Below are 24044 nucleotides of genomic sequence, written 5' to 3' on the forward strand. Positions count from 1 at the left end.
CCGGTAGTTATCCCAAGAACAACCCGTGATGCTTTTTTGTCCTGTTGATAACTTGCCATTTTGATCTCAGCTTATACGGATCAGGATCACCGATCATTCACAGCAAACGATCCTGCCCAATCCTCTGTTGCCTAAGCGCTTTTTCGGGTTATCAACAGATAACGGCGATCCTAATAAGAGATCTAACAGGAAGATCATACAAAAGAATAAAGATCCTTTCTTTTAAACCTCAGGATCCCGCGGCTTTCACCGCAGACAGAATTTCAGTAGAATCCACCGCCCAGGGCAACGATCCCTGTCCGAACATTTAACGAGGTACCACTTCATGTTTTATCCAGATCCTTTTGACGTCATCGTAATTGGTGGTGGTCATGCGGGCACAGAAGCCGCGATGGCTGCTGCCCGAATGGGTCAGCAAACCCTGTTACTCACCCATAACATTGATACGCTTGGACAAATGTCCTGCAATCCGGCGATCGGTGGCATCGGTAAAGGACACCTGGTGAAGGAAGTGGATGCCCTCGGCGGTTTGATGGCAACGGCAATCGACCATGCGGGTATCCAGTTTAGGATACTAAACGCCAGCAAAGGCCCGGCCGTACGTGCCACCCGCGCTCAGGCTGACCGCGTGTTGTATCGTCAGGCGGTGCGTACCGCGCTGGAGAATCAGCCTAACCTGATGATCTTCCAGCAGGCGGTTGAAGATCTGATTGTGGAAAACGATCGGGTCGTGGGTGCCGTTACCCAGATGGGGCTGAAATTCCGCGCCAAAACCGTGGTTCTGACGGTCGGAACTTTCCTCGACGGAAAAATTCATATCGGTCTGGATAATTACAGCGGTGGCCGTGCGGGCGATCCGCCGTCCATTCCGCTGTCAAAACGCCTGCGTGCTCTGCCGCTGCGCGTCAGCCGTCTGAAGACCGGTACACCGCCGCGTATTGATGCGCGCACCATCGATTTCAGCCAGCTTAGTCCTCAGCATGGCGATACCCCGATGCCGGTGTTCTCGTTTATGGGCAATGTCGCGCAGCATCCGCAGCAGGTGCCTTGCTGGATTACCCATACCAACGAGCAAACGCATGAAGTGATCCGTAACAACCTCGATCGCAGCCCGATGTATGCCGGGATCATCGAAGGGATCGGCCCACGTTACTGCCCATCGATCGAAGACAAAGTGATGCGCTTTGCCGATCGTAATGCGCATCAGATCTTCCTCGAACCGGAAGGGCTGACCAGCAACGAAATTTACCCGAACGGCATCTCGACCAGCCTGCCATTTGATGTGCAGATGCAAATCGTCCGTTCGATGAAAGGACTGGAAAACGCCAGGATCGTGCGTCCCGGTTATGCCATTGAGTATGACTTCTTCGATCCGCGCGATCTGAAACCGACGCTGGAGAGCAAATATATCCACGGCCTGTTCTTCGCTGGGCAGATCAACGGCACCACCGGCTACGAAGAAGCGGCGGCGCAGGGATTGCTGGCGGGTCTGAACGCGGCCCGTCACTCAGCGGACAAAGAGGGCTGGGCGCCGCGTCGCGATCAGGCCTATATGGGTGTGCTGGTTGATGACCTGTGCACGCTGGGTACCAAAGAGCCGTACCGCATGTTTACCTCCCGCGCCGAATATCGCCTGATGCTGCGCGAAGACAACGCCGATCTGCGTCTGACGGAAACCGGTCGCGAGCTGGGTCTGGTGGATGATGCACGCTGGGCGCGCTACAACCAGAAACTGGAAGCGATTGAACAGGAACGTCAGCGCCTGCGCGATCTGTGGGTGCATCCGAAATCGGACAACGTGGCGGAAGTGAACGGCATTATCAGCGCGCCGCTGACCAAAGAAGCCAGCGGTGAAGATTTGCTGCGCCGCCCGGAAATGACCTACGCGCTGCTGACCTCGCTGAATAGCTACGGTCCGTCACTGACTGACGCACAGGCGGCTGAGCAGGTTGAGATTCAGGTGAAATACGAAGGTTATATTGCGCGCCAGCAGGAAGAGATTGATCGCCAGCTGCGTAATGAAAACACCCTGTTGCCGGTGGATCTTGATTATCGCCAGGTGAATGGTTTGTCGAACGAAGTGATCGCGAAACTTAACGATCACAAACCCAGCTCGATTGGCCAGGCATCGCGCATTTCTGGCATCACGCCAGCTGCGATCTCCATTTTGCTGATTTACCTGAAAAAACAGGGTCTGCTGCGTAAAAGCGCCTGATTGACCACGGGGCGGGTCCGCTCGCCCCCGTTAATGGAATTCTCGTCGTGATTAACAAACTCTCCGCGCTGCTGAAAGCGGCAAACATTTCCCTCTCCGATCAACAAAAACACCAGCTGGTTGGCTATGTTGAGCTGCTGCATAAATGGAATAAGGCTTATAACCTGACATCGGTGCGTGATCCGCAACAGATGCTGGTGCGCCATATTCTCGACAGCGTCGTGGTGGAACCGCACCTACAGGGTGAACGTTTTATTGATGTCGGCACCGGACCGGGATTGCCCGGCATTCCGCTGGCGATTGTCCGCCCACAGGCGCATTTCACGCTGCTGGATAGCCTGGGTAAACGCGTGCGTTTCCTGCGTCAGGTGCAGCATGAGTTAGGACTTACTAACGTTACACCGGTGCAGAGCCGGGTGGAAGAGTTCCCATCGGAACCGCCATTTGATGGCGTGATCAGCCGCGCCTTCGCTTCGCTTGAGGATATGGTGAACTGGTGCCATCATTTGCCATCGCCTCAGGGGCGCTTTTATGCCCTGAAAGGTGTTCGTCCGGATGATGAAATTACCGCCTTACCCGCCGGATTTGCCGTGGAGCAGATTTATCCGCTTCGGGTACCGGAACTGGATGGTGAACGTCATCTGGTGGTTATTCACCGCCAGTAACCCCTAAAAGGGTATGGATTAATACGGATTCATACCCTTTGCAACCGCGAATGGGATGAATAAAAAAACAGCAATTGAACCGCCGACGATAAAGAGATTTATTCAACAGGGCAGGGGAGGCGAGTTAACAATCCTGTTGGAAATTATCCGAAAAGCTCTGTTACATTTAACGTTTAGTTCACATTTTATTATCAGTTAGATCACTTCTCTGGGTGTATTTACGCGAAAGAATAGTCACGGCTGAAAATATAACTCTGCAATAAATCGGCGTGCGTAATATCAATTTTGCGATTTTATTGTGCTGTGAGATGTCAATAGAGTGTTTTTATCGTTAATCCCGTCGATGTTGCGTAAATGTAATTTTATCTTTCTGATAAATAGCGACTTTTGGCTGGTTTTAATTAGGTGTTTCTTTGTTCAAAACAAAATCACAGCAAGCCCACATGCTTATAATGTGATCTGAAGCACGCTTTAAAAGCAAGTCGCAGGCGCAATTTCACCTCATGAATCCACCAATCGCTTCTGTGAATCTTTTGAAAAATAGCCATCCGGAAAGAAATTTAAATAATTGTTCACCTTTTCGCTACTTACCGATTGAAATCGCAGGTGCGGCCCGTATAATTTGCACGGCTTTTGCTGCTTGACTCAAATGAGTAAAGGCAGTCTTATACGACACGCGACATACCCCGTTCGGGGCAGGAGAGTTCAGCGTCATGTCAGTGTCTCTTTACAGTGTGAAATTAGCCCGAACCGTGCTGCTTATTCAGCTGGTGACTTTTGTCGTAATCGGCGCGCTGTTTGCCCTGAAAGATGTCACCTGGGGCGCCTCCGCCATGGCGGGTGGGCTAGCCGCCTGGCTGCCGAATGTGTTGTTTATGTTTTTAGCCTGGCGCCTGCAGGGGCAAACACCGGCCAAAGGGCGTGTAGCCTGGAGCTTTGCCTTCGGTGAAGTGTTGAAGGTGTTCGCCACCATTATTTTTCTCATTGTGGCGTTGGGTGTGTTTGGAGCGGTCTTCTGGCCTCTCGCAATCACCTGGTTATCGGTGCTGGTGGTGCAGATCGTCGCACCGGCTGTAATTAACAACAAAGGGTAAGAGGCATCATGGCTGCAGGAGAAATCTCTACTCCGCAAGAATACATAGGTCACCACCTGAATAACCTTCAGCTGGACCTGCGTACTTTCGAGTTAGTGAATCCGCACGACGCTCCCGCGACGTTCTGGGTATTAAATATCGATTCCATGTTTTTCTCTCTGGTGCTGGGACTGATTTTCCTGGTGTTGTTCCGTAAAGTAGCGAAAAGCGCTACCAGCGGTGTGCCAGGGAAATTGCAAGCGGCTATCGAACTGGTTGTCGGTTTCGTTGATAACAACGTACGCGACATGTATCACGGTAAGAGCAAACTTATCGCCCCGCTGGCTCTGACGATTTTCGTCTGGGTCTTCCTGATGAACTTCATGGATCTGCTGCCTATCGACCTGCTGCCGTTTATCGGCGAGCACTATTTAGGCCTGCCGGCGCTGCGCGTCGTGCCGTCTGCGGACGTGAACATCACGCTGTCTATGGCGCTGGGCGTATTTATTTTGATTCTGTTCTACAGCATCAAAATGAAAGGTGTAGGTGGCTTCGCCAAAGAGCTGACGCTGCAGCCTTTTAATCACCCGATCTTCATCCCCATCAACCTGATTCTTGAAGGTGTTAGCCTGCTGTCCAAACCGGTTTCACTCGGTCTGCGACTGTTCGGCAACATGTATGCGGGTGAGCTGATCTTTATCCTGATTGCCGGTCTGCTGCCGTGGTGGTCGCAGTGGGTGCTGAATGTGCCATGGGCCATTTTCCACATCCTGATCATTTCGCTGCAGGCTTTCATTTTCATGGTCCTCACGATTGTCTATCTGTCGATGGCATCTGAAGAACATTGATTTTTTTATCTCAACACTAAGCGTTTAACTGAAACAAACTGGAGACTGTCATGGAAAACCTGAATATGGATCTGCTGTACATGGCTGCCGCTGTGATGATGGGCCTGGCGGCAATCGGTGCTGCGATCGGTATCGGCATCCTCGGAGGAAAATTCCTGGAAGGCGCAGCGCGTCAGCCGGACCTGATTCCTCTGCTGCGCACGCAGTTCTTTGTTGTAATGGGTCTGGTGGATGCAATCCCGATGATCGCTGTTGGTCTGGGTCTCTACGTGATGTTTGCTGTCGCCTAAAGCCTGGTAGCCTTTGTTTCTCCTGGCACCCGGTGTAGTGAGAAACGGATTCTGCCGCTTATCATCGATAACGGCAGAGCAAGTTAACTTAATAAGAGGCATTGTGCTGTGAACATTAATGCAACAATCCTCGGCCAGGCCATCGCGTTCATCCTGTTTGTCGCGTTCTGCATGAAGTACGTATGGCCGCCGATTATGGCTGCCATCGAAAAGCGCCAGAAAGAAATTGCTGAAGGCCTTGCTTCTGCTGAACGCGCGAAGAAAGATTTGGATCTCGCGCAGGCCAATGCGACCGACCAGCTGAAAAAAGCGAAAGAAGAAGCTCAGGTCATTATCGAGCAGGCGAACAAACGCCGCGCTCAGATTCTGGACGAAGCGAAAACTGAAGCTGAGACTGAACGTAACCGCATCGTGGCACAGGCGCAGGCAGAAATTGATGCCGAGCGTAAACGTGCGCGTGAGGAACTGCGTAAGCAAGTCGCGTTGCTGGCAATGGCTGGCGCCGAGAAGATCATCGAACGTTCCGTGGATGAAGCTGCTAACAGCGACATCGTTGATAAACTGGTCGCTGAACTGTAAGGAGGGAGGGGCTGATGTCTGAACTAATTACTGTAGCTCGCCCCTACGCCAAAGCAGCTTTTGACTTTGCTGTTGAGCATCAAAGCATCCAACGCTGGCAAGATATGCTGGCGTTTGCCGCAGAAGTGGCTCGCAACGAACAGATGGCAGATCTCCTTTCCGGTGCCTTAGCACCGGAAGCCTTATCTGCATCTTTCATCGCAGTCTGTGGTGATCAACTGGATGAACACGCCCAAAACCTGATCAAGGTGATGGCGGAAAACGGACGTTTGACAGCGCTTCCAGCTGTACTGGAACAGTTCATTCAACTGCGTGACGCGTATGACGCGACGGCCGAAGTTGATGTGATTTCTGCCAGTACGCTGAGTGACAGCCAGCTGACAAAAATCAGCGCCGCGATGGAAAAACGTCTGTCACGCAAAGTTAAGCTGAATTGCAAAATTGATAAGTCTGTAATGGCAGGCGTGGTCATCCGTGCGGGTGATCTTGTGATTGATGGCAGCGTGCGCGGCCGTCTTGAGCGTCTGGCAGACGCCTTGCAGTCTTAAGGGGACTGGAGCATATGCAACTGAATTCCACCGAAATCAGCGAACTGATCAAGCAGCGCATTGCTCAGTTCAATGTAGTGAGCGAAGCTCACAATGAAGGTACTATTGTTTCTGTAAGTGACGGTATCATCCGCGTACACGGCCTGGCCGATGTCATGCAGGGTGAGATGATTGCCCTGCCGGGCAACCGTTACGCTATCGCCCTGAACCTCGAGCGTGACTCGGTTGGTGCGGTGGTGATGGGTCCGTACGCTGACCTCGCCGAAGGCATGAAGGTGAAGTGTACTGGCCGTATCCTGGAAGTACCGGTTGGTCGTGGCCTGCTGGGTCGCGTTGTGAACACCCTGGGTGCTCCGATCGACGGTAAAGGCGCAATCGACAACGACGGCTTCTCGCCGGTTGAAGTGATTGCTCCGGGCGTTATCGATCGTCAGTCAGTAGACCAGCCTGTTCAGACCGGTTACAAATCTGTCGATGCGATGATTCCAATCGGCCGTGGCCAGCGTGAGCTGATCATCGGTGACCGTCAGACCGGTAAAACCGCGATGGCGATCGACGCCATCATCAACCAGCGCGATTCCGGCATCAAATGCGTGTACGTCGCGATCGGTCAGAAAGCCTCTACCATCTCTAACGTGGTACGTAAGCTGGAAGAGCACGGTGCGCTGTCTAACACCATCGTGGTTGTCGCTTCTGCTTCTGAGTCTGCTGCTCTGCAGTACCTGGCTCCGTATGCTGGTTGCGCCATGGGTGAATACTTCCGTGACCGCGGTGAAGACGCGCTGATCGTGTACGATGACCTGTCTAAGCAGGCTGTTGCTTACCGTCAGATTTCTCTGCTGCTGCGTCGTCCGCCGGGTCGTGAAGCATTCCCTGGCGACGTGTTCTACCTCCACTCTCGTCTGCTGGAGCGTGCATCACGCGTTAGCGCTGACTACGTTGAGCGCTTCACTAACGGTGAAGTGAAAGGCCAGACCGGTTCTCTGACCGCACTGCCGATCATCGAAACTCAGGCGGGTGACGTTTCTGCGTTCGTTCCGACCAACGTAATCTCGATTACCGATGGTCAGATCTTCCTGGAATCTAACCTGTTCAACTCCGGTATCCGTCCGGCCGTTAACCCGGGTATCTCCGTATCCCGTGTTGGTGGTGCAGCGCAGACCAAGATCATCAAGAAACTGTCCGGTGGTATCCGTACCGCTCTGGCACAGTACCGTGAACTGGCGGCGTTCTCGCAGTTCGCTTCTGATCTGGACGATGCAACCCGCAAACAGCTGAGCCACGGTCAGAAAGTGACCGAGCTGCTGAAACAGAAACAGTATGCGCCGATGTCCGTTGCGCAGCAGGGTCTGGTGCTGTTTGCTGCTGAGCGCGGCTTCCTGAACGACGTTGAGCTGGCTAAAATTGGTAGCTTCGAAGCAGCGCTGCTGGCGTTTGCAGACCGCGACCACGCCGAGCTGATGGCTGAAATCAATCAGGCTGGTAACTACAACAACGAAATCGAAGAGAAGCTGAAAGGCCTCCTCGAAACGTTCAAAGCAACCCAGTCCTGGTAATGTCTGGCGGCTTGTCTGAAAAGGCAGGCCGCAAGGCTTTGAGGAGAAGCTAATGGCCGGCGCAAAAGAGATACGTACCAAGATCGGAAGCGTGAAAAACACGCAGAAGATCACCAAAGCGATGGAAATGGTCGCCGCCTCCAAGATGCGTAAAACGCAGGAACGCATGGCGGCCAGCCGTCCGTATGCAGATACCATGCGCAAAGTGATTGGTCACCTTGCGTTAGGCAATCTGGAATACAAGCACCCTTACCTGGATGAGCGTGACGTTAAGCGCGTCGGCTACCTGGTCGTTTCGACTGACCGCGGGCTTTGTGGTGGTTTGAACATTAACCTGTTCAAAAAATTGCTGGCAGAGATGAAAGCCTGGTCCGATAAAGGCGTACAGAGCGATCTGGCGATTATCGGTTCTAAAGGGCTGTCATTCTTCGGCTCTGTGGGTGGCAACATCGTGGCTCAGGTTTCAGGCATGGGCGATAAGCCTTCACTGTCTGAACTGATTGGCCCGGTAAAAGTGATGTTGCAGGCTTATGATGAAGGCCGCATCGACAAGCTGTATGTCGTCAGCAACAAATTTAATAACACCATGTCTCAGACTCCGACCATTACCCAACTGCTGCCGTTACCGCCAGCGGAAGGTGAAGAAGAGATGAAGGCGAAGACCTGGGATTACCTGTACGAACCCGATCCGAAAGCGCTGCTGGATACCCTGCTGCGTCGTTATGTCGAATCGCAGGTTTATCAGGGTGTGGTGGAAAACCTGGCCAGTGAGCAGGCCGCACGTATGGTAGCGATGAAAGCCGCAACCGATAACGGCGGAAATCTGATCAAAGAGCTGCAGTTGGTTTACAACAAAGCTCGTCAGGCCAGCATCACCCAGGAACTTACCGAGATCGTCTCGGGAGCCTCCGCGGTTTAACCAGGTTTGGAATTAGGTAGAGGATTCAAGATGGCAGCTGGAAAGATTGTCCAGATTATCGGCGCCGTAGTTGACGTCGAATTCCCTCAGGATGCCGTACCGCAAGTGTACAGCGCTCTTGAGGTTAAGAATGGTGATGCTCGTCTGGTGCTGGAAGTTCAGCAGCAGCTGGGTGGTGGCGTGGTGCGTACCATCGCCATGGGTACTTCTGACGGCCTGAAGCGCGGTCTGGAAGTAGCCGACCTGAAAAAACCGATCCAGGTACCGGTTGGTAAAGCAACCCTCGGCCGTATCATGAACGTGCTGGGCGAGCCTATCGACATGAAAGGCGACCTGACAGAAGAAGACGGCAGCGCAGTAGAGGTTTCCTCTATTCACCGCGCAGCACCTTCTTATGAAGATCAGTCTAACTCGCAGGAACTGCTGGAAACCGGCATCAAGGTTATCGACCTGATGTGTCCGTTCGCTAAGGGCGGTAAAGTCGGTCTGTTCGGTGGTGCGGGTGTGGGTAAAACCGTAAACATGATGGAGCTGATCCGTAACATCGCGGCTGAGCACTCAGGTTACTCGGTATTTGCCGGTGTGGGTGAGCGTACTCGTGAGGGTAACGACTTCTACCACGAAATGACTGACTCCAACGTTATCGATAAAGTAGCGCTGGTGTATGGCCAGATGAACGAGCCGCCGGGTAACCGTCTGCGCGTAGCACTGACCGGTCTGACCATGGCGGAAAAATTCCGTGATGAAGGCCGTGACGTTCTGCTGTTCATCGACAACATCTATCGTTACACCCTGGCCGGTACGGAAGTATCCGCACTGCTGGGTCGTATGCCTTCAGCGGTAGGTTATCAGCCGACGCTGGCAGAAGAGATGGGTGTGTTGCAGGAGCGTATTACCTCCACCAAGACTGGCTCAATCACCTCCGTACAGGCCGTTTACGTACCTGCGGATGACTTGACTGACCCGTCTCCGGCGACCACCTTCGCCCACCTGGACTCAACTGTTACTCTGAGCCGTCAGATCGCGTCTCTGGGTATCTACCCGGCCGTTGACCCGCTGGATTCCACCAGCCGTCAGCTGGATCCGCTGATCGTTGGCCAGGAGCACTACGACGTAGCGCGTGGCGTGCAGTCTCTGCTGCAGCGTTACCAGGAACTGAAAGACATCATCGCCATCCTCGGTATGGACGAGCTGTCTGAAGACGACAAACTGCTGGTGGCACGCGCGCGTAAGATTCAGCGCTTCCTGTCTCAGCCGTTCTTCGTTGCTGAAGTCTTCACCGGTTCTCCAGGTAAATACGTAACGCTGAAAGACACCATCCGTGGCTTTAAAGGCATCATGGAAGGTGAATTCGACCATCTGCCTGAGCAGGCTTTCTACATGGTTGGTTCAATCGACGAAGCCGTAGAAAAAGCGAAGAAACTGTAATAACGGTTTCCCGGGAGGAATGATATGGCTATGACTTATCACCTGGATGTGGTCAGCGCGGAGCAACAAATGTTCTCCGGTCTGGTGCAGAAAATCCAGGTGTCAGGTAGCGAAGGTGAGCTGGGGATCTTCCCTGGCCACGCACCGCTCCTGACTGCCATTAAGCCTGGTATGATTCGCATCGTAAAACAGCACGGCGAAGAGGAGTATATCTACCTCTCTGGCGGCGTGCTGGAAGTACAGCCGGGCAGCACCACCGTTCTGGCCGACACCGCGATTCGTGGTGAAGACCTTGACGAGGCGCGCGCGCTGGAAGCGAAACGTAAAGCAGAAGAGCATATGAGCAGCAGCCACGGCGACGTGGACTACGCTCAGGCCTCTGCGGAACTGGCGAAAGCTATCGCGAAACTGCGTGTTATCGAGCTGACCAAAAAAGCGATGTAATCAGGCTTTATGCGTCACGAAATGCCAGCCCTTTGGGCTGGCATTTTTTTTATCTGCAATTCTGAAACAAAACAACGCGATGAGTCGCGTCGCTACGGCGTCGTGCGCTTTTGCACCTACCTCAGCGGCGCCATTTATTGCGCACTGACTTTCGTCATCCTCTAATTTCGATCCGAGAAAAATGTAGTAATCTCAGGGGTAAACCTTAAACTTTCGAAAGCTAAAACTGAGTCAGGATGGTTATGTCTACAAGTGCGATGAGTGTGGTGATTCTTGCAGCAGGCAAGGGCACCCGTATGTATTCCGATCTCCCCAAAGTTCTGCACACCCTGGCAGGAAAACCGATGGTTCAGCATGTGATCGACGCCGCCACCGGGCTGGGCGCACAGCAAATCCATCTGGTTTACGGCCACGGCGGCGATCAACTCAAAGCTGAGCTTTCCGGCAACACCCTGAACTGGGTGCTACAGGCGCAACAGCTGGGCACCGGCCATGCGATGCAGCAGGCGGCCCCCTATTTTGCGGATGACGAAGACATTCTGATGTTGTACGGCGACGTACCGCTGATTGCCGAAGCGACCTTGCAACGTCTGCGTGAAGCCAAACCGGCGGGCGGCATTGGCCTGCTAACCGTGGTGCTCGATAACCCGACCGGCTATGGCCGCATCGTGCGTGAAAATGACACCATCACCGGCATCGTTGAACAGAAAGATGCTTCGGCGGAGCAGCTGAAGATCCAGGAAATCAACACCGGCATCCTGATTGCCAACGGCGGCGATCTTAAACGCTGGCTGGCGCAGCTGAACAACAACAATGCCCAGGGCGAGTTTTATATCACCGACATCATCGCCATGGCGCATCAGGAAGGCCGCGTGGTTAATGCGGTCCATCCGGCACGCATCAGCGAAACCGATGGCGTGAATAACCGCCTGCAACTGGCGACCCTGGAGCGGACTTATCAGGCGGAACAGGCCGAAAAACTGCTGCTGGCGGGCGTGATGCTGCGCGATCCGGCGCGTTTCGATCTGCGTGGCTCGCTGCAACATGGTCGTGATGTGGAAATCGATAGCAACGTGATTATCGAGGGCAACGTCACCCTGGGCCATCGCGTGAAAATCGCGGCGGGCTGCATCATCAAAAACAGCGTGATTGGCGATGATTGCGAAATCAGCGCTTATTCGGTGATCGAAGATGCCCGGCTGGCGGCGGCCTGTACCGTCGGCCCGTTTGCCCGTCTGCGTCCCGGCAGCGAGCTGGGCGAAAAGGCGCATGTCGGCAACTTCGTTGAAATGAAAAAAGCCACGCTTGGCAAAGGCTCCAAAGCGGGCCATCTCTCTTATCTCGGGGATGCCGAGATTGGCGCTGATGTGAATATCGGCGCTGGCACCATCACCTGCAATTACGATGGTGCCAACAAATTCAAAACCATCATTGGCGACAACGTGTTTGTTGGCTCCGATACCCAGCTGGTGGCGCCGGTTAGCGTCGCCAGCGGCGCCACCATCGCGGCGGGCACCACGGTGATGAAAGACGTCACCGCCGCCGATCTGGTTTATAACCGTAAAGAACAGAACCAGAAAGCAGGCTGGCAGCGCCCGGTGAAGAAAAAGTAATTTTTAATGGCCGGCAAAGACCGGCCTTTTGCAGTGCAAATAATACTATCCCCACTCTCTACAAGGCTCGGGGAACCGGCAATGCCGGATATCAGGTCAGATGACAACGCAATGGCCGAAAGCCATGAAGTCAGGAAACTATTATGTGTGGAATTGTTGGTGCAGTAGCGCAACGCGACATCGCAGAGATTCTGCTGGAAGGTCTGCGTCGTCTGGAGTATCGCGGTTACGATTCGGCTGGTCTGGCCGTCGTTGACCGCCAGGGTCATGTGACGCGTCTGCGTCGTCTTGGCAAAGTACAGAATCTGTCGGAAGCGGCGGAACAGCAGCCGCTGATTGGTGGCACCGGTATCGCTCACACCCGCTGGGCAACGCACGGTGAACCTTCAGAAGCCAATGCGCATCCGCATATCTCTGAACACATCATCATTGTCCATAACGGCATCATTGAGAACCATGAACCGCTGCGTGCGCAGATGATTGAGCGCGGCTACCAGTTTGCCTCCGAAACCGACACCGAAGTGGTGGCGCATCTGGTGCACTGGGAGCAGAAGCAGGGCGGTTCGCTGCGTGATGTGGTGCTGCGCGTCATCCCGCAGCTGCGCGGTGCTTACGGCATGGTGATTATGGATAGCCGCGATCCGTCGCTGCTGGTGGCCGCCCGTTCCGGCAGCCCGCTGGTGGTGGGACGTGGCGTGGGCGAAAACTTTATCGCCTCCGATCAGCTGGCCTTGCTGCCGGTGACCCGCCGCTTCATTTATCTGGAAGAGGGCGATATCGCGGAGATCACCCGCCGCGAAGTGACCATTGTCGATCGCGCTGGCAACCCCGTTAACCGTGCTGAGATCGAATCCAATGTGCAGTACGACGCCGGTGATAAAGGCGTTTACCGTCACTACATGCAGAAAGAGATTTATGAACAGCCGATGGCGATCAAAAACACCTTAACCGGTCGTTTCAGCCACGGTGAAGTGGATCTCAGCGAGCTGGGGCCGCAGGCAGAAACCTTGCTGAGCCAGGTTGAGCATATCCAGATTATCGCCTGCGGTACGTCATACAACTCTGGCATGGTGTCGCGCTACTGGTTTGAGTCGCTGGCTAACATTCCCTGTGATGTCGAAATCGCCTCTGAATTCCGCTATCGCAAATCCGCGGTACGTAAAAACAGCCTGCTGATCACCCTGTCGCAGTCGGGCGAGACCGCCGATACGCTGGCTGCGCTGCGTCTGTCGAAAGAGCTGGGTTATCTTGGCTCGCTGGCGATCTGTAACGTGGCTGGCTCGTCGCTGGTGCGTGAGTCCGATCTGGCGTTGATGACCAAAGCGGGCACTGAAATTGGCGTGGCGTCCACCAAAGCGTTCACCACGCAGCTGACAGTTCTGCTGATGCTGGTGGCGAAGCTGGGGCGTCTGCACGGTATGTCTGCCGACACCGAGCACGAGATTGTGCATGGGTTGCAGGCGCTGCCGAGCCGTATTGAGCAGATGCTGGCGCAGGATAAAGTGATCGAAAACCTGGCGGAAGGTTTCTCCGACAAACATCATGCGCTGTTCCTTGGCCGTGGCGATCAGTATCCGATTGCGATGGAAGGAGCGCTGAAGCTGAAGGAGATCTCCTACATCCATGCTGAAGCTTACGCCGCAGGCGAGCTGAAACACGGCCCGCTGGCGCTGATTGATGCCGATATGCCGGTCATCGTGGTTGCGCCGAACAATGAGCTGCTGGAGAAGCTGAAATCCAATATTGAAGAGGTGCGCGCACGCGGCGGTCTGCTGTATGTGTTTGCCGATCAGGATGCGGGCTTCAGCGACAGCGATGGTATGAAAATCATCTCCCTGCCGCATGTCGAAGAGGTGATTGCGCCGATTTTCTATACCGTGCCGCTCCAGCTGCTTTCTTACCATGTTGCGTTGATCAAAGGCACCGATGTCGATCAGCCGCGTAACCTGGCGAAATCAGTTACTGTTGAATAATCAATAAAAAGCGGGGCCAACAGGGTCCCGCTTCATTTTTAAACGACGTCATAAAACTGTCATATTTCGTACATTTCGCTGTCATCAAACTGTCCTATTTTCCCTCCAGCAGCAATCACTGACTCCTACTAAACTGGCATAGAGCCTGAGATAAACTCCCCTGGAGGGAACATGACACTGATGCGTAGCACCGTAGCCCGAATCCTCGCCGCCACCTTCGCAGTAAGCGCGGTTTCTGCTTTCGCAGCCACCGACCTGACTGGTGCAGGCGGGACATTCCCGGCACCGGTTTATGCCAAGTGGGCAGCAGAATATCAGCAAGCCACCGGTAGCAAAGTAAACTATCAGGGTATTGGTTCTTCGGGCGGCGTGAAACAAATCATCGCCAAAACCGTTGATTTCGGTGCGTCAGATGCGCCAATGAAAGATGAAGATCTGCAAAAAAATGGCCTGTTCCAGTTCCCGACAGTGATCGGTGGCGTGGTGCTGGCGGTTAATATCCCTGGCGTGAAGTCTGGTGAGCTGGTCCTTGACGGTAAAACCGTTGGCGACATCTACCTGGGCAACATCAAAAAGTGGAACGATCCGGCAATCACCAAGCTGAACAAAGGCGTGAAACTGCCAGACACCAACATCAACGTGGTACGTCGCGCTGATGGTTCCGGTACCTCTTTCGTGTTCACCAGCTACCTGTCTAAAGTGAACGAAGAGTGGAACAGCAAAATCGGTAAAGGCAACACCGTTAACTGGCCGACCGGTCTGGGCGGTAAAGGTAACGACGGCGTGGCCGCCTTCGTACAGCGTCTGCCGGGTTCAATTGGCTACGTAGAGTACGCGTACGCGAAACAGAACAACCTGACCTACACCAAACTGATGGATGCGGACGGCAAAGCGGTATCGCCGAGCGAAACCAGCTTCAGCAACGCGGCAAAAGGTGCAAACTGGAGCGAGACATTCGCCCAGGACCTGACCTTCCAGAAAGGCAACGATGCATGGCCGATCTCCTCAACCACCTTCATCCTGGTTTATAAAGATCAGGCGAATGCGGAAAAAGGCAGCGAAGTGCTGAAATTCTTCGACTGGGCTTACAAAAATGGCGCTAAAACAGCGACCAGCCTGGATTACGCAGCACTGCCAGAAAGCGTAACTGCGCAGATCCGTGATGCCTGGAAAGCCAACATCAAAGACACTTCCGGTAAAGCGCTGTACAAGTAATTGCAGACCCGGCCTGCCAGATGTGCAGGCCACCCAATGGGCGGCGATGTTGCCGCCCTGACTTCCCCTGAGAACAGAGACTTCTATGGCTGCCACTAAGCCGACGTTTAAAGCCCCTGGCAAACAAGGTGACATGATCTTCGGCGCGCTGGTTAAACTGGCTGCGCTGATTGTGTTGTTGCTGCTGGGTGGCATCATCGTCTCCCTGATTTTCTCCTCATGGCCCAGCATCCAGAAATTTGGTTTCTCCTTTCTGTGGACCAAAACCTGGGATGCGCCTAACGAACAATTTGGTGCGCTGGTACCGATTTACGGCACTGTCGTCACCTCGCTGATTGCCCTGATTATCGCCGTCCCGGTGAGCTTTGGTATCGCCCTGTTCCTCACGGAGCTGGCGCCGAGCTGGCTGCGTCGTCCGCTCGGCACGGCAATTGAGCTGCTGGCAGCGATCCCCAGCATCGTTTACGGCATGTGGGGCCTGTTTATTTTCGCGCCACTGTTTGCCCAGTATTTCCAGACGCCGGTAGGCGATCTGATGTCGAACATCCCAATTGTCGGCGCGCTGTTTTCCGGTCCGGCATTCGGTATCGGCATTCTGGCCGCAGGCGTGATCCTCGCCATCATGATCATTCCGTACATCGCTTCGGTAATGCGTGATGTGTTTGAGCAAACGCCGGTGATGATGAAAGAGTCGGCCTACGGTATCGGCTGCACCACCTGGGAAGTGATCTGGCGCATCGTGCTGCCATTCACCAAAAACGGCGTGATCGGCGGCGTGATGCTCGGTCTGGGTCGCGCATTGGGCGAAACCATGGCGGTGACCTTTATCATCGGTAACACCTACCAGCTCGACAGCGCCTCGCTGTTTATGCCGGGCAACAGCATCACCTCGGCGCTGGCGAACGAATTCGCCGAAGCGGAATCTGGCGTGCACGTAGCGGCATTGATGGAGCTGGGTCTGATCCTGTTTGTTATCACCTTTATCGTGCTGGCGATCTCTAAGCTGATGATTCTGCGTCTGGCCAAGAGTGAAGGAGCCCGTTCATGACAACCATTGAATTGCAGGCTCGCGCCGAGCTGGAAGCCTCACGCCGTAAAATGCAGGCCTGGCGCAGCACCAAAAACAAAATCGCGCTGACGCTGTCGCTGCTGACCATGGCGTTTGGCCTGTTCTGGCTGGTGTGGATTCTGTTCACCACCGTATCACGCGGTATTGATGGCCTGTCATGGTCGCTGTTCACCGAATCGACCCCGCCGCCCAACACCGCAGGCGGTGGTCTGGCGAATGCGCTGGCCGGTAGCGGCTTACTGATTTTCTGGTCCACCTTCGTCGGCACTCCGCTGGGCATTATGGCGGGGATTTATCTGGCCGAATATGGTCGTAAGCACTGGCTGGCTGAAGTGATTCGTTTTATCAACGACATCCTGCTGTCGGCACCGTCGATTGTGGTCGGTCTGTTCGTTTACACCATCGTGGTGGCGCAGATGCAGCACTTCTCCGGCTGGGCTGGGGTGGTTGCGCTGGCGCTGTTGCAGATTCCGATTGTGATCCGCACCACCGAGAACATGCTGCGCCTGGTGCCTGACAGTATGCGCGAAGCGGCTTATGCGCTCGGCACGCCGAAGTGGAAGATGATTTCAGCTATCACGCTCAAGGCTTCAGTCTCCGGCATTATGACCGGTGTGCTGCTGGCGATTGCGCGTATTGCCGGTGAAACCGCGCCGCTGCTGTTTACTGCCCTGTCGAACCAGTTCTGGAGCACCGACATGATGCAGCCGATAGCTAACCTGCCGGTAACCATCTTTAAATTCGCCATGAGCCCGTTTGCCGAATGGCAAAGCCTGGCCTGGGCCGGTGTGCTGATCATTACCCTGTGCGTGTTGTTGCTGAACATCGCGGCGCGTGTGATTTTCGCAAAAAGTAAACACTAATTTCCCGGCGCGGCTTCGGCGGCGCGGTACATGAGAGACGAGCAATGAGTATGGCAACTTCATCTCCCGGCAAAATTCAGGTGCGCAATCTGAACTTCCACTACGGGAAATTCCATGCGCTAAAAAACATCAATCTGGATATCGCGAAAAACCAGGTTACCGCATTTATCGGGCCATCAGGCTGCGGTAAATCGACCCTGCTGCGTACCTTCAACAAAATGTATTCGCTCTACCCGGAGCAGCGTGCTGAAGGTGAAATTCTGCTGGATGGCGACAACATTCTGGCATCGAATCAGGATATCGCTCTGCTGCGCGCACGCGTTGGCATGGTGTTCCAGAAACCGACGCCATTCCCGATGTCGATTTACGACAACATCGCCTTTGGCGTCCGTCTGTTTGAAAAACTGTCGCGTGCCGATATGGATGAACGCGTGCAGTGGGCGCTGAGCAAAGCCGCACTCTGGAATGAAACCAAAGACAAGCTGCATCAGAGTGGTTACAGTCTCTCCGGTGGTCAGCAGCAGCGTCTGTGTATCGCGCGCGGTATTGCGATTCGCCCGGAAGTGCTGCTGCTGGATGAACCCTGCTCGGCGCTGGACCCGATCTCGACCGGTCGCATCGAAGAGTTGATCACCGAGCTGAAGCAGGACTATACCGTGGTGATTGTGACCCACAACATGCAGCAGGCGGCGCGCTGTTCCGACCACACCGCCTTTATGTATCTGGGCGAGCTGATTGAATTCAGCGATACCGATACCTTATTTACCAAGCCGGCGCAGAAGCAGACAGAAGACTACATTACCGGTCGTTACGGCTGATTTGACAGGAGACGCACATGGATAATTTAAATCTGAACAAACACATCTCCGGTCAGTTCAACGCGGAGCTGGAACACATTCGTACCCAGGTGATGATCATGGGTGGCATGGTTGAGCAACAGCTCACCGACGCCATTACCGCGATGCATAACCAGGACGGCGATCTGGCGCAGCGCGTTATCGACGGCGACCAGAAGGTCAACATGATGGAAGTGGAGATTGATGAAGCCTGCGTGCGCATCATCGCCAAACGCCAGCCTACCGCCAGCGATTTACGCCTGGTGATGGCCATCATCAAGACCATCTCTGAGCTGGAGCGCATTGGCGACGTTGCGGAAAAAATCAGCCGCACCGCGCTGGAGAAATTTGGTCAGCAACATTTGCCGCTGCTGGTGAGCCTTGAATCACTGGGCCACCATACGGTGCAGATGCTGCATGACGTGCTGGATGCCTTTGCGCGCATGGATCTCAATGCGGCGATCCAGATCTACCGTGAAGACAAGAAGGTGGATAAAGAGTACGAAGGCATTGTGCGTCAGCTGATGACCTACATGATGGAAGATCCGCGCACGATTCCCAGCGTGCTGACCGCGCTGTTCTGCGCCCGCGCCATTGAGCGTATCGGTGACCGCTGCCAGAACATCTGCGAAATCATCTTCTATTTCGTGAAGGGTCAGGATTTCCGTCATGTTGGCGGCGATAAGCTGGACGAACTGCTGTCCGGCGATGACGGCAGCAACAAACCTTCCTGATAGCCCGATGGCTGCCTGGTTCGCGGGCAGCCATCTTCTTTTCTGATTGGTCTCAATCCCTTCCGCTCTTTATACTTGGCGCACTTTTTACTGCAAGGTGCTGCTGCATGTCCCCCTCTTCGCACAACAAAAAACAGAGCGTAACCCCGGCGAAAGCGATGCTGGCTGCCGTTAGCGGCTATGCCATGGATGGATTCGATCTGCTTATTCTTGGCTTTATGTTACCGGCGATCAGCGTCTCGCTGGCGCTTAACCCGTCGCAGGCCGGTTCGCTGGTCACCTGGACGCTAATTGGCGCAGTGGTCGGCGGCATTGTGTTTGGCCATCTCAGCGATCGCTTTGGCCGCATTCGTATTCTGACCGTCACCATTCTGATGTTCTCGATTTTTACCGGGTTATGCGCCGTGGCGCAGGGCTATTGGGATCTGCTGGCGTATCGCACTCTGGCAGGGATGGGGCTGGGCGGCGAATTTGGTATCGGCATGGCGCTGATTGCCGAAGCCTGGCCGCAGGAGAAACGCAACCGCGCCTCGGCATGGGTGGGCATTGGCTGGCAGCTGGGCGTGCTGCTGGCGGCGTTTATCACCCCGCCGCTGCTGAGTGTGATTGGCTGGCGCGGCATGTTCCTGGTGGGCTTACTGCCTGCGCTGGTTTCATTTGTTATTCGCCGCAGCCTGGGCGAGCCGGAAGGCTTCACCCAACATGTGGCACAAGCGCCGCAACTGTCGTTTGCCGCACGCATTCGTTTGTTGTTTAGCGATCGCGCCACCAGCAAGGCCAGCCTTGGCATCTTTATTCTCTGCTCGGTACAGAACTTCGGCTATTACGGCCTGATGATCTGGATGCCGAGCTATCTCTCCTCCAGCTTCGGCTTCAGCCTGACCAAATCCGGCCTGTGGACGGCGGTCACGGTGGTGGGTATGACCTTCGGCATCTGGTTGTTTGGCGTGCTGGCGGACCGTTTTGCACGCTGGAAAATCTTCCTGCTGTATCAGTTTGGCGCGGTGGTGATGGTGGTGATTTACGCCCAGCTGCGCGATCCCACGGTGATGTTGTTTACCGGCGCGCTGATGGGGATGTTTGTGAATGGCATGATTGGCGGTTACGGTGCGCTGATTTCCGACACTTTCCCGCCGCAGGCGCGCGCCACGGCGCAGAACGTGTTGTTTAATCTCGGACGCGGCGTTGGCGGTTTTGGACCGCTGGTGATTGGATTGCTGGCGGCCAACATTTCGTTCGGTGCAGCGATTACCCTGCTGGCGCTGATTTATCTGCTGGATATTGTGGCGACGCTGTTTTTGCTACCGAAAAAGCAGGGGAATGAGGATTCGCTGGGGGCGATTGGCTGACGCGCTGAGGTCGCCATCAATGGCGACCCTACACCACCGTAGTCGTAAGGTCGCCATTGATGGCGACCGGACACTTATACCAAATCCCAACCGCGCGCTCGCCACAGTTCCGGCAGCTGCGCCATATCATCAAAACGCGTCACCAGCGGGTGATCCAAATCCGGGTTATGCGCATCCGCGCAGTAATAAAACACCGGAATGCCTGCTGCGATGCCGGCGCGCGCGCCCGCTTCAGAATCATCCACCAGAATGCACTTCTCAATCGGCACCTGCATCTGCTCCGCCGCGTGGTACATCAGCTCCGGGTCCGGCTTCCAGTGATTGATGTCATAACCGCTGTAGAGATGGTCGGCAAAGTAGGGCAACATGCCGGTTAGCCCAAGTGAATGCTGCATCTTTTTCACTGTGCCATTGGATACCACGCACATCGGCACGGTGACCTGCTCCACCAGCGCTTTTGCCCCGGCAATCGGCTGTAGCTGCAAATCAAACAGTCGCGCCACTTCGGCGCGATAGGCGGTTTCCACTTCGTCGATCGGTAAATCGACCTGATGTTCCGCCCCCACATCGCGGATGATGTCGTACAGTTTCACCCCTTTGTATTTTTCAAACATCTGCTGGAGTGAGAGTTCAATACCGTAGCGGGCAAAGGTGTTGACGTAAGATTGCGTACAGATCACTTCGCTATCGACCAGCGTGCCGTCACAATCAAAAAAAACACATTCAACTGACATTGCACATCATCCTTTTGGTAAACAATGAATAGTCACTCTAACGTACTGAGCGCGTCGAGCAAACGCTTGCGAAAAATCAGTGTGCTGAGCGGCTAAAATCTATAGGATACGCGCGTTAAATTTTTCAGCGGAATAATGCTATGAACAAGCAGGGTCTGTTGCAGCGCATCTTTAAGCTGCAGGAACACGGTACCACCGCGCGCACGGAAGTGATCGCCGGTTTCACCACTTTTCTGACGATGGTGTACATCGTCTTCGTTAACCCGCAGATTCTTGGCGCCGCGGGTATGGACACGCAGGCGGTGTTCGTCACCACCTGCCTGATTGCCGCGTTTGGCAGCATCCTGATGGGGCTGGTGGCGAACCTGCCGGTGGCGCTGGCACCCGCAATGGGCCTCAATGCCTTCTTCGCTTTTGTGGTCGTTGGTGCGATGGGGTATTCATGGCAGATCGGCATGGGAGCCATCTTCTGGGGGGCGCTTGGTTTGCTGATCCTCACGCTGCTGCGCGTGCGCTACTGGATGATCGCCAATATTCCGCTGAGCCTGCGCGTTGGCATCACCGCTGGCATCGGGCTGTTCATCGCCATGATGGGGCTGAAAAATGCCGGAATCATCGTGCCGAATGCTGACACGCTGGTGGCGGTTGGCAACCTGACGTCGCACAGCGTGCTGCTCGGCGCACTCGGCTTCTTTATCATCGCCATCCTGGCCTCGCGTAACATCCACGCGGCAGTGCTGGTGTCGATTGTGGTAACCACCGCGATTGGCCTGATGCTGGGTGATGTGAAATTCACCGGCGTGTTTGCCGCTCCGCCGTCGGTGGGGTCGGTCGTGGGTCAGGTTGATATCAAAGGCGCGCTGAATATCGGCATGGCCGGAGTGATTTTCTCCTTTATGCTGGTCAACCTGTTCGACTCGTCCGGTACGCTGATTGGCGTCACCGACAAAGCCGGGCTGACGGACGAGAAAGGCACCTTCCCACGCATGAAACAGGCGCTGTATGTCGATAGCATCAGTTCGGTTGCCGGTTCGCTGATCGGGACTTCCTCGGTCACTGCCTATATCGAAAGTTCCTCGGGCGTGGCGATTGGCGGCCGTACCGGCCTGATGGCGGTGATTACCGGCATCCTGTTCCTGCTGGTGATGTTCCTGTCGCCGCTGGCCGCGATGGTGCCGTCGTATGCGGCGGCGGGCGCATTAATTTACGTCGGCGTACTGATGACGGCGTCGTTGTCGCGCGTGCGCTGGGACGATCTCACCGAAGCGGTTCCGGCGTTTGTCACCGCCGCGATGATGCCATTCAGCTTCTCGATCACCGAAGGCATCGCGCTGGGCTTTATCGCTTACTGCGTAATGAAACTCGGCACCGGGCGCTGGCGGGAAATCAGCCCGTGCGTGGTAGTGGTGGCGCTGCTGTTTGTGTTGAAAATCGCGTTTGTGGATGCCCACTAAAAACTGAACAGGCCGCGTATGCGGCCTGTTTTGTCAGGAGTGTCCGATTTCCTGCGGCGCTACGCGCTCGCTCGGTAAGCTGGTCAGGCGCAGGGTACGCGGTCCGATATTTGGCTTACTGATCTCCACATCACGCAGTGGCTGCCACTGGTGGCCGGCGTCAATTTCCCACAACCGCAGCCGTTCTGTGCCTGGCGAAAGCGCGCAAGACCAGACCAGCGTAGGTTCAGCATCGCAGACTGCCTGGATATCGGGAAACACGCTGGAACGCAGGCGACCCGCCGCGGGATGCAGCCGCAGAGAATCAATACCGCCTTCCGCTTCACCGGTAAGTTTGAGGATGCTCTGGCGCAGTGTCCAGATTTGCGTCACCGCTTCCATAAAATCCTGCTGCGCGTTGATCCAGGCTTTCTCTCCGGAGGAGAGGTCCTGCGTCAGCGTATCCTGAGTCTGGCGGCTGTGAGCGCGGACAATTTCCATATCCAGCCCGGCGCGGCCTCCTTCTTCGGCCAGCAATACGCCCACCATATTTCCGGCGTAGGCAATGCTGAAATCAGGCAGGGCGGAATCGGCAAAGCAGGGACGACCGCTGCTGGTGGTAATCAGCGACGGCAGTTCATTGATACCGTAGACCCGTAACATTAGCTGTGCCAGCAGCTCACGTGCGGCAAGGAAACGGCCACGACGCTTGTCGGGCAGGCGCTGTGCGCTGCTAATCACATCCTGTGGAACCCGCATTGTCTCAGAGGAGAGGGGCGGGTTACCCATCCAACGAACAAAATGACTAGCCATCTGTCGCTCCGTGAAAATGGTCGGATAATCATCAGGGCTATTGTAAGAATTTTCTCATGGGTTTGCATCCGGCATTACATGGAATGTCTGAATTTCAGATAAGGCTGAAGTTAATGACAATCCGGCCAGTCCGCGACAATCGCCCTCTTCATAGTAGCAGTTTGCTGATTAATGCCTGAGCAGATGCTGAATGGTGCGATGTGGTGTAGGATTTGGACGGTAAAAAAAAGCAGGCTGACGAGAGAAAATGAATATTGCCTGATCTCAGCCGTGCTTCATCGCAGAATCATGCCCGTTGGAGTTTTTATGTCAGTTACTTCGCACCAGGAATCGATTTCACTTGATGACTTTCGTCATGGCATGCGCCGCCTTACCGCTGGCGTGTCACTGATCACTACGCAACTAGCGGGTGAAAAGCATGGGCTGATTGCCACCTCTGTCAGTTCGCTGGCGGCGGAACCGCCCAGCCTGCTGGTTTGTGTCAACCGGAGCGCGTCCAGCCATGATGTCTTGTTGCAGGCGGGCCATTTTGCCGTCAACGTGCTGCGCGAGCAGCATAGCGAACTTTGCGCCCAGTTCAGTCAGTCATCCCGTCGCGCTGAACGCTTCCAGCACGGTGACTGGCTGACGCTCAACACCGGAGCGCCGGTATTAGCCGATGCGCTGGTGAGTTTTGATTGCCAGCTGGAAAAGGTGGTGGAGTGGCATACGCACAGCGTGCTGCTGGCGCGGATCGTCGGCATCAGTCTGCCGGGTGAAGCGGCTGAGCCGATGATCTACTTCAACAGTGGTTTTCATTCGCTGGGGTAATCGCGCCGGAAAGAGGTGTGAAAAGGCGTCGCGCTTA

At 54.9% G+C, this 24044-nt stretch carries 23 protein-coding genes; 21 read left to right on the forward strand and 2 right to left on the reverse strand.

The window, feature by feature from the left end; genetic code table 11:
• Positions 1–325 precede the first annotated feature (325 nt).
• From mnmG to AC6I8V_RS00095, 19 genes are all read left to right on the forward strand, one after another.
• A complete protein-coding gene (gene mnmG / locus AC6I8V_RS00005) occupies positions 326–2215 on the forward strand; it encodes a tRNA uridine-5-carboxymethylaminomethyl(34) synthesis enzyme MnmG (RefSeq protein ID WP_497843921.1) in 1890 nt (629 codons plus the stop codon).
• Between the two features lie 47 nt (positions 2216–2262).
• Positions 2263–2880, forward strand: coding sequence for a 16S rRNA (guanine(527)-N(7))-methyltransferase RsmG (rsmG, locus tag AC6I8V_RS00010; protein WP_497843922.1), 618 nt, complete (start codon positions 2263–2265; stop codon positions 2878–2880).
• 713 nt (positions 2881–3593) lie between these two features.
• The gene (gene atpI / locus AC6I8V_RS00015) at positions 3594–3974 is read left to right on the forward strand and encodes a F0F1 ATP synthase subunit I (protein ID WP_497843923.1); all 381 of its coding nucleotides are present in this window, start codon (positions 3594–3596) and stop codon (positions 3972–3974) included.
• An 8-nt stretch (positions 3975–3982) separates the two neighbouring features.
• Positions 3983–4801: a F0F1 ATP synthase subunit A gene (atpB, locus tag AC6I8V_RS00020; RefSeq protein ID WP_013511097.1), complete on the forward strand. Its 819-nt coding sequence runs from the start codon at positions 3983–3985 to the stop codon at positions 4799–4801.
• A 50-nt stretch (positions 4802–4851) separates the two neighbouring features.
• On the forward strand, positions 4852–5091 hold the full coding sequence (gene atpE / locus AC6I8V_RS00025; RefSeq protein ID WP_003849523.1) for a F0F1 ATP synthase subunit C: 240 nt from the start codon (positions 4852–4854) through the stop codon (positions 5089–5091).
• A gap of 108 nt (positions 5092–5199) precedes the next feature.
• Positions 5200–5670, forward strand: a complete 471-nt coding sequence (gene atpF / locus AC6I8V_RS00030; RefSeq protein ID WP_497843924.1) for a F0F1 ATP synthase subunit B — start codon at positions 5200–5202, stop codon at positions 5668–5670.
• Between the two features lie 14 nt (positions 5671–5684).
• Positions 5685–6218 (forward strand): F0F1 ATP synthase subunit delta, encoded by a 534-nt coding sequence (atpH, locus tag AC6I8V_RS00035; protein WP_497843925.1) that lies wholly within the window; start codon positions 5685–5687, stop codon positions 6216–6218.
• A gap of 14 nt (positions 6219–6232) precedes the next feature.
• Complete coding sequence (atpA, locus tag AC6I8V_RS00040; protein WP_497843926.1) at positions 6233–7774, forward strand: F0F1 ATP synthase subunit alpha; 1542 nt, start codon at positions 6233–6235, stop codon at positions 7772–7774.
• 52 nt (positions 7775–7826) lie between these two features.
• Complete coding sequence (gene atpG / locus AC6I8V_RS00045; RefSeq protein ID WP_497843927.1) at positions 7827–8693, forward strand: F0F1 ATP synthase subunit gamma; 867 nt, start codon at positions 7827–7829, stop codon at positions 8691–8693.
• Between the two features lie 30 nt (positions 8694–8723).
• A complete protein-coding gene (gene atpD / locus AC6I8V_RS00050; RefSeq protein WP_497843928.1) occupies positions 8724–10121 on the forward strand; it encodes a F0F1 ATP synthase subunit beta in 1398 nt (465 codons plus the stop codon).
• 24 nt (positions 10122–10145) lie between these two features.
• Entirely contained in the window at positions 10146–10565 is a 420-nt protein-coding gene (locus tag AC6I8V_RS00055; protein WP_208716977.1) for a F0F1 ATP synthase subunit epsilon, read from the forward strand.
• Between the two features lie 242 nt (positions 10566–10807).
• Positions 10808–12178, forward strand: a complete 1371-nt coding sequence (gene glmU / locus AC6I8V_RS00060) for a bifunctional UDP-N-acetylglucosamine diphosphorylase/glucosamine-1-phosphate N-acetyltransferase GlmU (RefSeq protein ID WP_497843929.1) — start codon at positions 10808–10810, stop codon at positions 12176–12178.
• Positions 12179–12321: 143 nt separating this feature from the next.
• The gene (glmS, locus tag AC6I8V_RS00065; protein WP_497843930.1) at positions 12322–14151 is read left to right on the forward strand and encodes a glutamine--fructose-6-phosphate transaminase (isomerizing); all 1830 of its coding nucleotides are present in this window, start codon (positions 12322–12324) and stop codon (positions 14149–14151) included.
• Between the two features lie 171 nt (positions 14152–14322).
• A complete protein-coding gene (gene pstS, locus AC6I8V_RS00070; protein ID WP_497843931.1) occupies positions 14323–15366 on the forward strand; it encodes a phosphate ABC transporter substrate-binding protein PstS in 1044 nt (347 codons plus the stop codon).
• 85 nt (positions 15367–15451) lie between these two features.
• Positions 15452–16414 (forward strand): phosphate ABC transporter permease PstC, encoded by a 963-nt coding sequence (pstC, locus tag AC6I8V_RS00075; protein ID WP_497843932.1) that lies wholly within the window; start codon positions 15452–15454, stop codon positions 16412–16414.
• Positions 16411–17298: a phosphate ABC transporter permease PstA gene (gene pstA / locus AC6I8V_RS00080; protein WP_497843933.1), complete on the forward strand. Its 888-nt coding sequence runs from the start codon at positions 16411–16413 to the stop codon at positions 17296–17298. Before pstC ends, pstA begins: the two co-directional genes overlap by 4 nt.
• Before the next feature lie 44 nt (positions 17299–17342).
• Positions 17343–18116 carry a phosphate ABC transporter ATP-binding protein PstB gene (gene pstB / locus AC6I8V_RS00085; protein WP_497843934.1) on the forward strand — a complete coding sequence of 258 codons (774 nt, stop codon included), beginning with the start codon at positions 17343–17345 and terminating at the stop codon, positions 18114–18116.
• Between the two features lie 17 nt (positions 18117–18133).
• On the forward strand, positions 18134–18868 hold the full coding sequence (gene phoU / locus AC6I8V_RS00090) for a phosphate signaling complex protein PhoU (protein ID WP_497843935.1): 735 nt from the start codon (positions 18134–18136) through the stop codon (positions 18866–18868).
• 107 nt (positions 18869–18975) lie between these two features.
• Positions 18976–20217 carry an MFS transporter gene (locus AC6I8V_RS00095; RefSeq protein WP_497843936.1) on the forward strand — a complete coding sequence of 414 codons (1242 nt, stop codon included), beginning with the start codon at positions 18976–18978 and terminating at the stop codon, positions 20215–20217.
• A 74-nt stretch (positions 20218–20291) separates the two neighbouring features.
• On the opposite strand, the gene yieH is transcribed toward AC6I8V_RS00095, so the two are convergent.
• Complete coding sequence (yieH, locus tag AC6I8V_RS00100) at positions 20292–20951, reverse strand: 6-phosphogluconate phosphatase (RefSeq protein WP_497843937.1); 660 nt, start codon at positions 20949–20951, stop codon at positions 20292–20294.
• 140 nt (positions 20952–21091) lie between these two features.
• On the opposite strand from yieH, the gene AC6I8V_RS00105 reads away from it, so the two are divergent.
• Complete coding sequence (locus AC6I8V_RS00105; RefSeq protein ID WP_497843938.1) at positions 21092–22405, forward strand: NCS2 family permease; 1314 nt, start codon at positions 21092–21094, stop codon at positions 22403–22405.
• A 33-nt stretch (positions 22406–22438) separates the two neighbouring features.
• Here AC6I8V_RS00105 and AC6I8V_RS00110 read toward each other — a convergent pair whose 3' ends face one another.
• Complete coding sequence (locus tag AC6I8V_RS00110; protein ID WP_497843939.1) at positions 22439–23197, reverse strand: 4'-phosphopantetheinyl transferase family protein; 759 nt, start codon at positions 23195–23197, stop codon at positions 22439–22441.
• 306 nt (positions 23198–23503) lie between these two features.
• Here AC6I8V_RS00110 and AC6I8V_RS00115 point away from each other — a divergent pair, with 306 nt between their 5' ends.
• Complete coding sequence (locus tag AC6I8V_RS00115; protein ID WP_497843940.1) at positions 23504–24007, forward strand: flavin reductase family protein; 504 nt, start codon at positions 23504–23506, stop codon at positions 24005–24007.
• Positions 24008–24044: the final 37 nt, after the last annotated feature.

It is taken from the genome of Pantoea sp. X-Soil-TKNS-1207, assembly GCF_059730485.1.

Coding starts and splice junctions, on each gene's coding strand:
- atpH (WP_497843925.1), top strand. CDS start 5,685: ATGTCTGAACTAATTACTGTAGCTCGCCCCTACGCCAAAGCAGCTTTT.
- pstB (WP_497843934.1), top strand. CDS start 17,343: ATGAGTATGGCAACTTCATCTCCCGGCAAAATTCAGGTGCGCAATCTG.
- AC6I8V_RS00105 (WP_497843938.1), top strand. CDS start 21,092: ATGAACAAGCAGGGTCTGTTGCAGCGCATCTTTAAGCTGCAGGAACAC.
- AC6I8V_RS00055 (WP_208716977.1), top strand. CDS start 10,146: ATGGCTATGACTTATCACCTGGATGTGGTCAGCGCGGAGCAACAAATG.
- mnmG (WP_497843921.1), top strand. CDS start 326: ATGTTTTATCCAGATCCTTTTGACGTCATCGTAATTGGTGGTGGTCAT.
- atpB (WP_013511097.1), top strand. CDS start 3,983: ATGGCTGCAGGAGAAATCTCTACTCCGCAAGAATACATAGGTCACCAC.
- atpG (WP_497843927.1), top strand. CDS start 7,827: ATGGCCGGCGCAAAAGAGATACGTACCAAGATCGGAAGCGTGAAAAAC.
- glmS (WP_497843930.1), top strand. CDS start 12,322: ATGTGTGGAATTGTTGGTGCAGTAGCGCAACGCGACATCGCAGAGATT.
- phoU (WP_497843935.1), top strand. CDS start 18,134: ATGGATAATTTAAATCTGAACAAACACATCTCCGGTCAGTTCAACGCG.
- pstS (WP_497843931.1), top strand. CDS start 14,323: ATGACACTGATGCGTAGCACCGTAGCCCGAATCCTCGCCGCCACCTTC.
- atpA (WP_497843926.1), top strand. CDS start 6,233: ATGCAACTGAATTCCACCGAAATCAGCGAACTGATCAAGCAGCGCATT.
- yieH (WP_497843937.1), bottom strand. CDS start 20,951: ATGTCAGTTGAATGTGTTTTTTTTGATTGTGACGGCACGCTGGTCGAT.
- atpI (WP_497843923.1), top strand. CDS start 3,594: ATGTCAGTGTCTCTTTACAGTGTGAAATTAGCCCGAACCGTGCTGCTT.
- atpE (WP_003849523.1), top strand. CDS start 4,852: ATGGAAAACCTGAATATGGATCTGCTGTACATGGCTGCCGCTGTGATG.
- AC6I8V_RS00110 (WP_497843939.1), bottom strand. CDS start 23,197: ATGGCTAGTCATTTTGTTCGTTGGATGGGTAACCCGCCCCTCTCCTCT.
- AC6I8V_RS00095 (WP_497843936.1), top strand. CDS start 18,976: ATGTCCCCCTCTTCGCACAACAAAAAACAGAGCGTAACCCCGGCGAAA.
- glmU (WP_497843929.1), top strand. CDS start 10,808: ATGTCTACAAGTGCGATGAGTGTGGTGATTCTTGCAGCAGGCAAGGGC.
- AC6I8V_RS00115 (WP_497843940.1), top strand. CDS start 23,504: ATGTCAGTTACTTCGCACCAGGAATCGATTTCACTTGATGACTTTCGT.
- pstC (WP_497843932.1), top strand. CDS start 15,452: ATGGCTGCCACTAAGCCGACGTTTAAAGCCCCTGGCAAACAAGGTGAC.
- atpD (WP_497843928.1), top strand. CDS start 8,724: ATGGCAGCTGGAAAGATTGTCCAGATTATCGGCGCCGTAGTTGACGTC.
- pstA (WP_497843933.1), top strand. CDS start 16,411: ATGACAACCATTGAATTGCAGGCTCGCGCCGAGCTGGAAGCCTCACGC.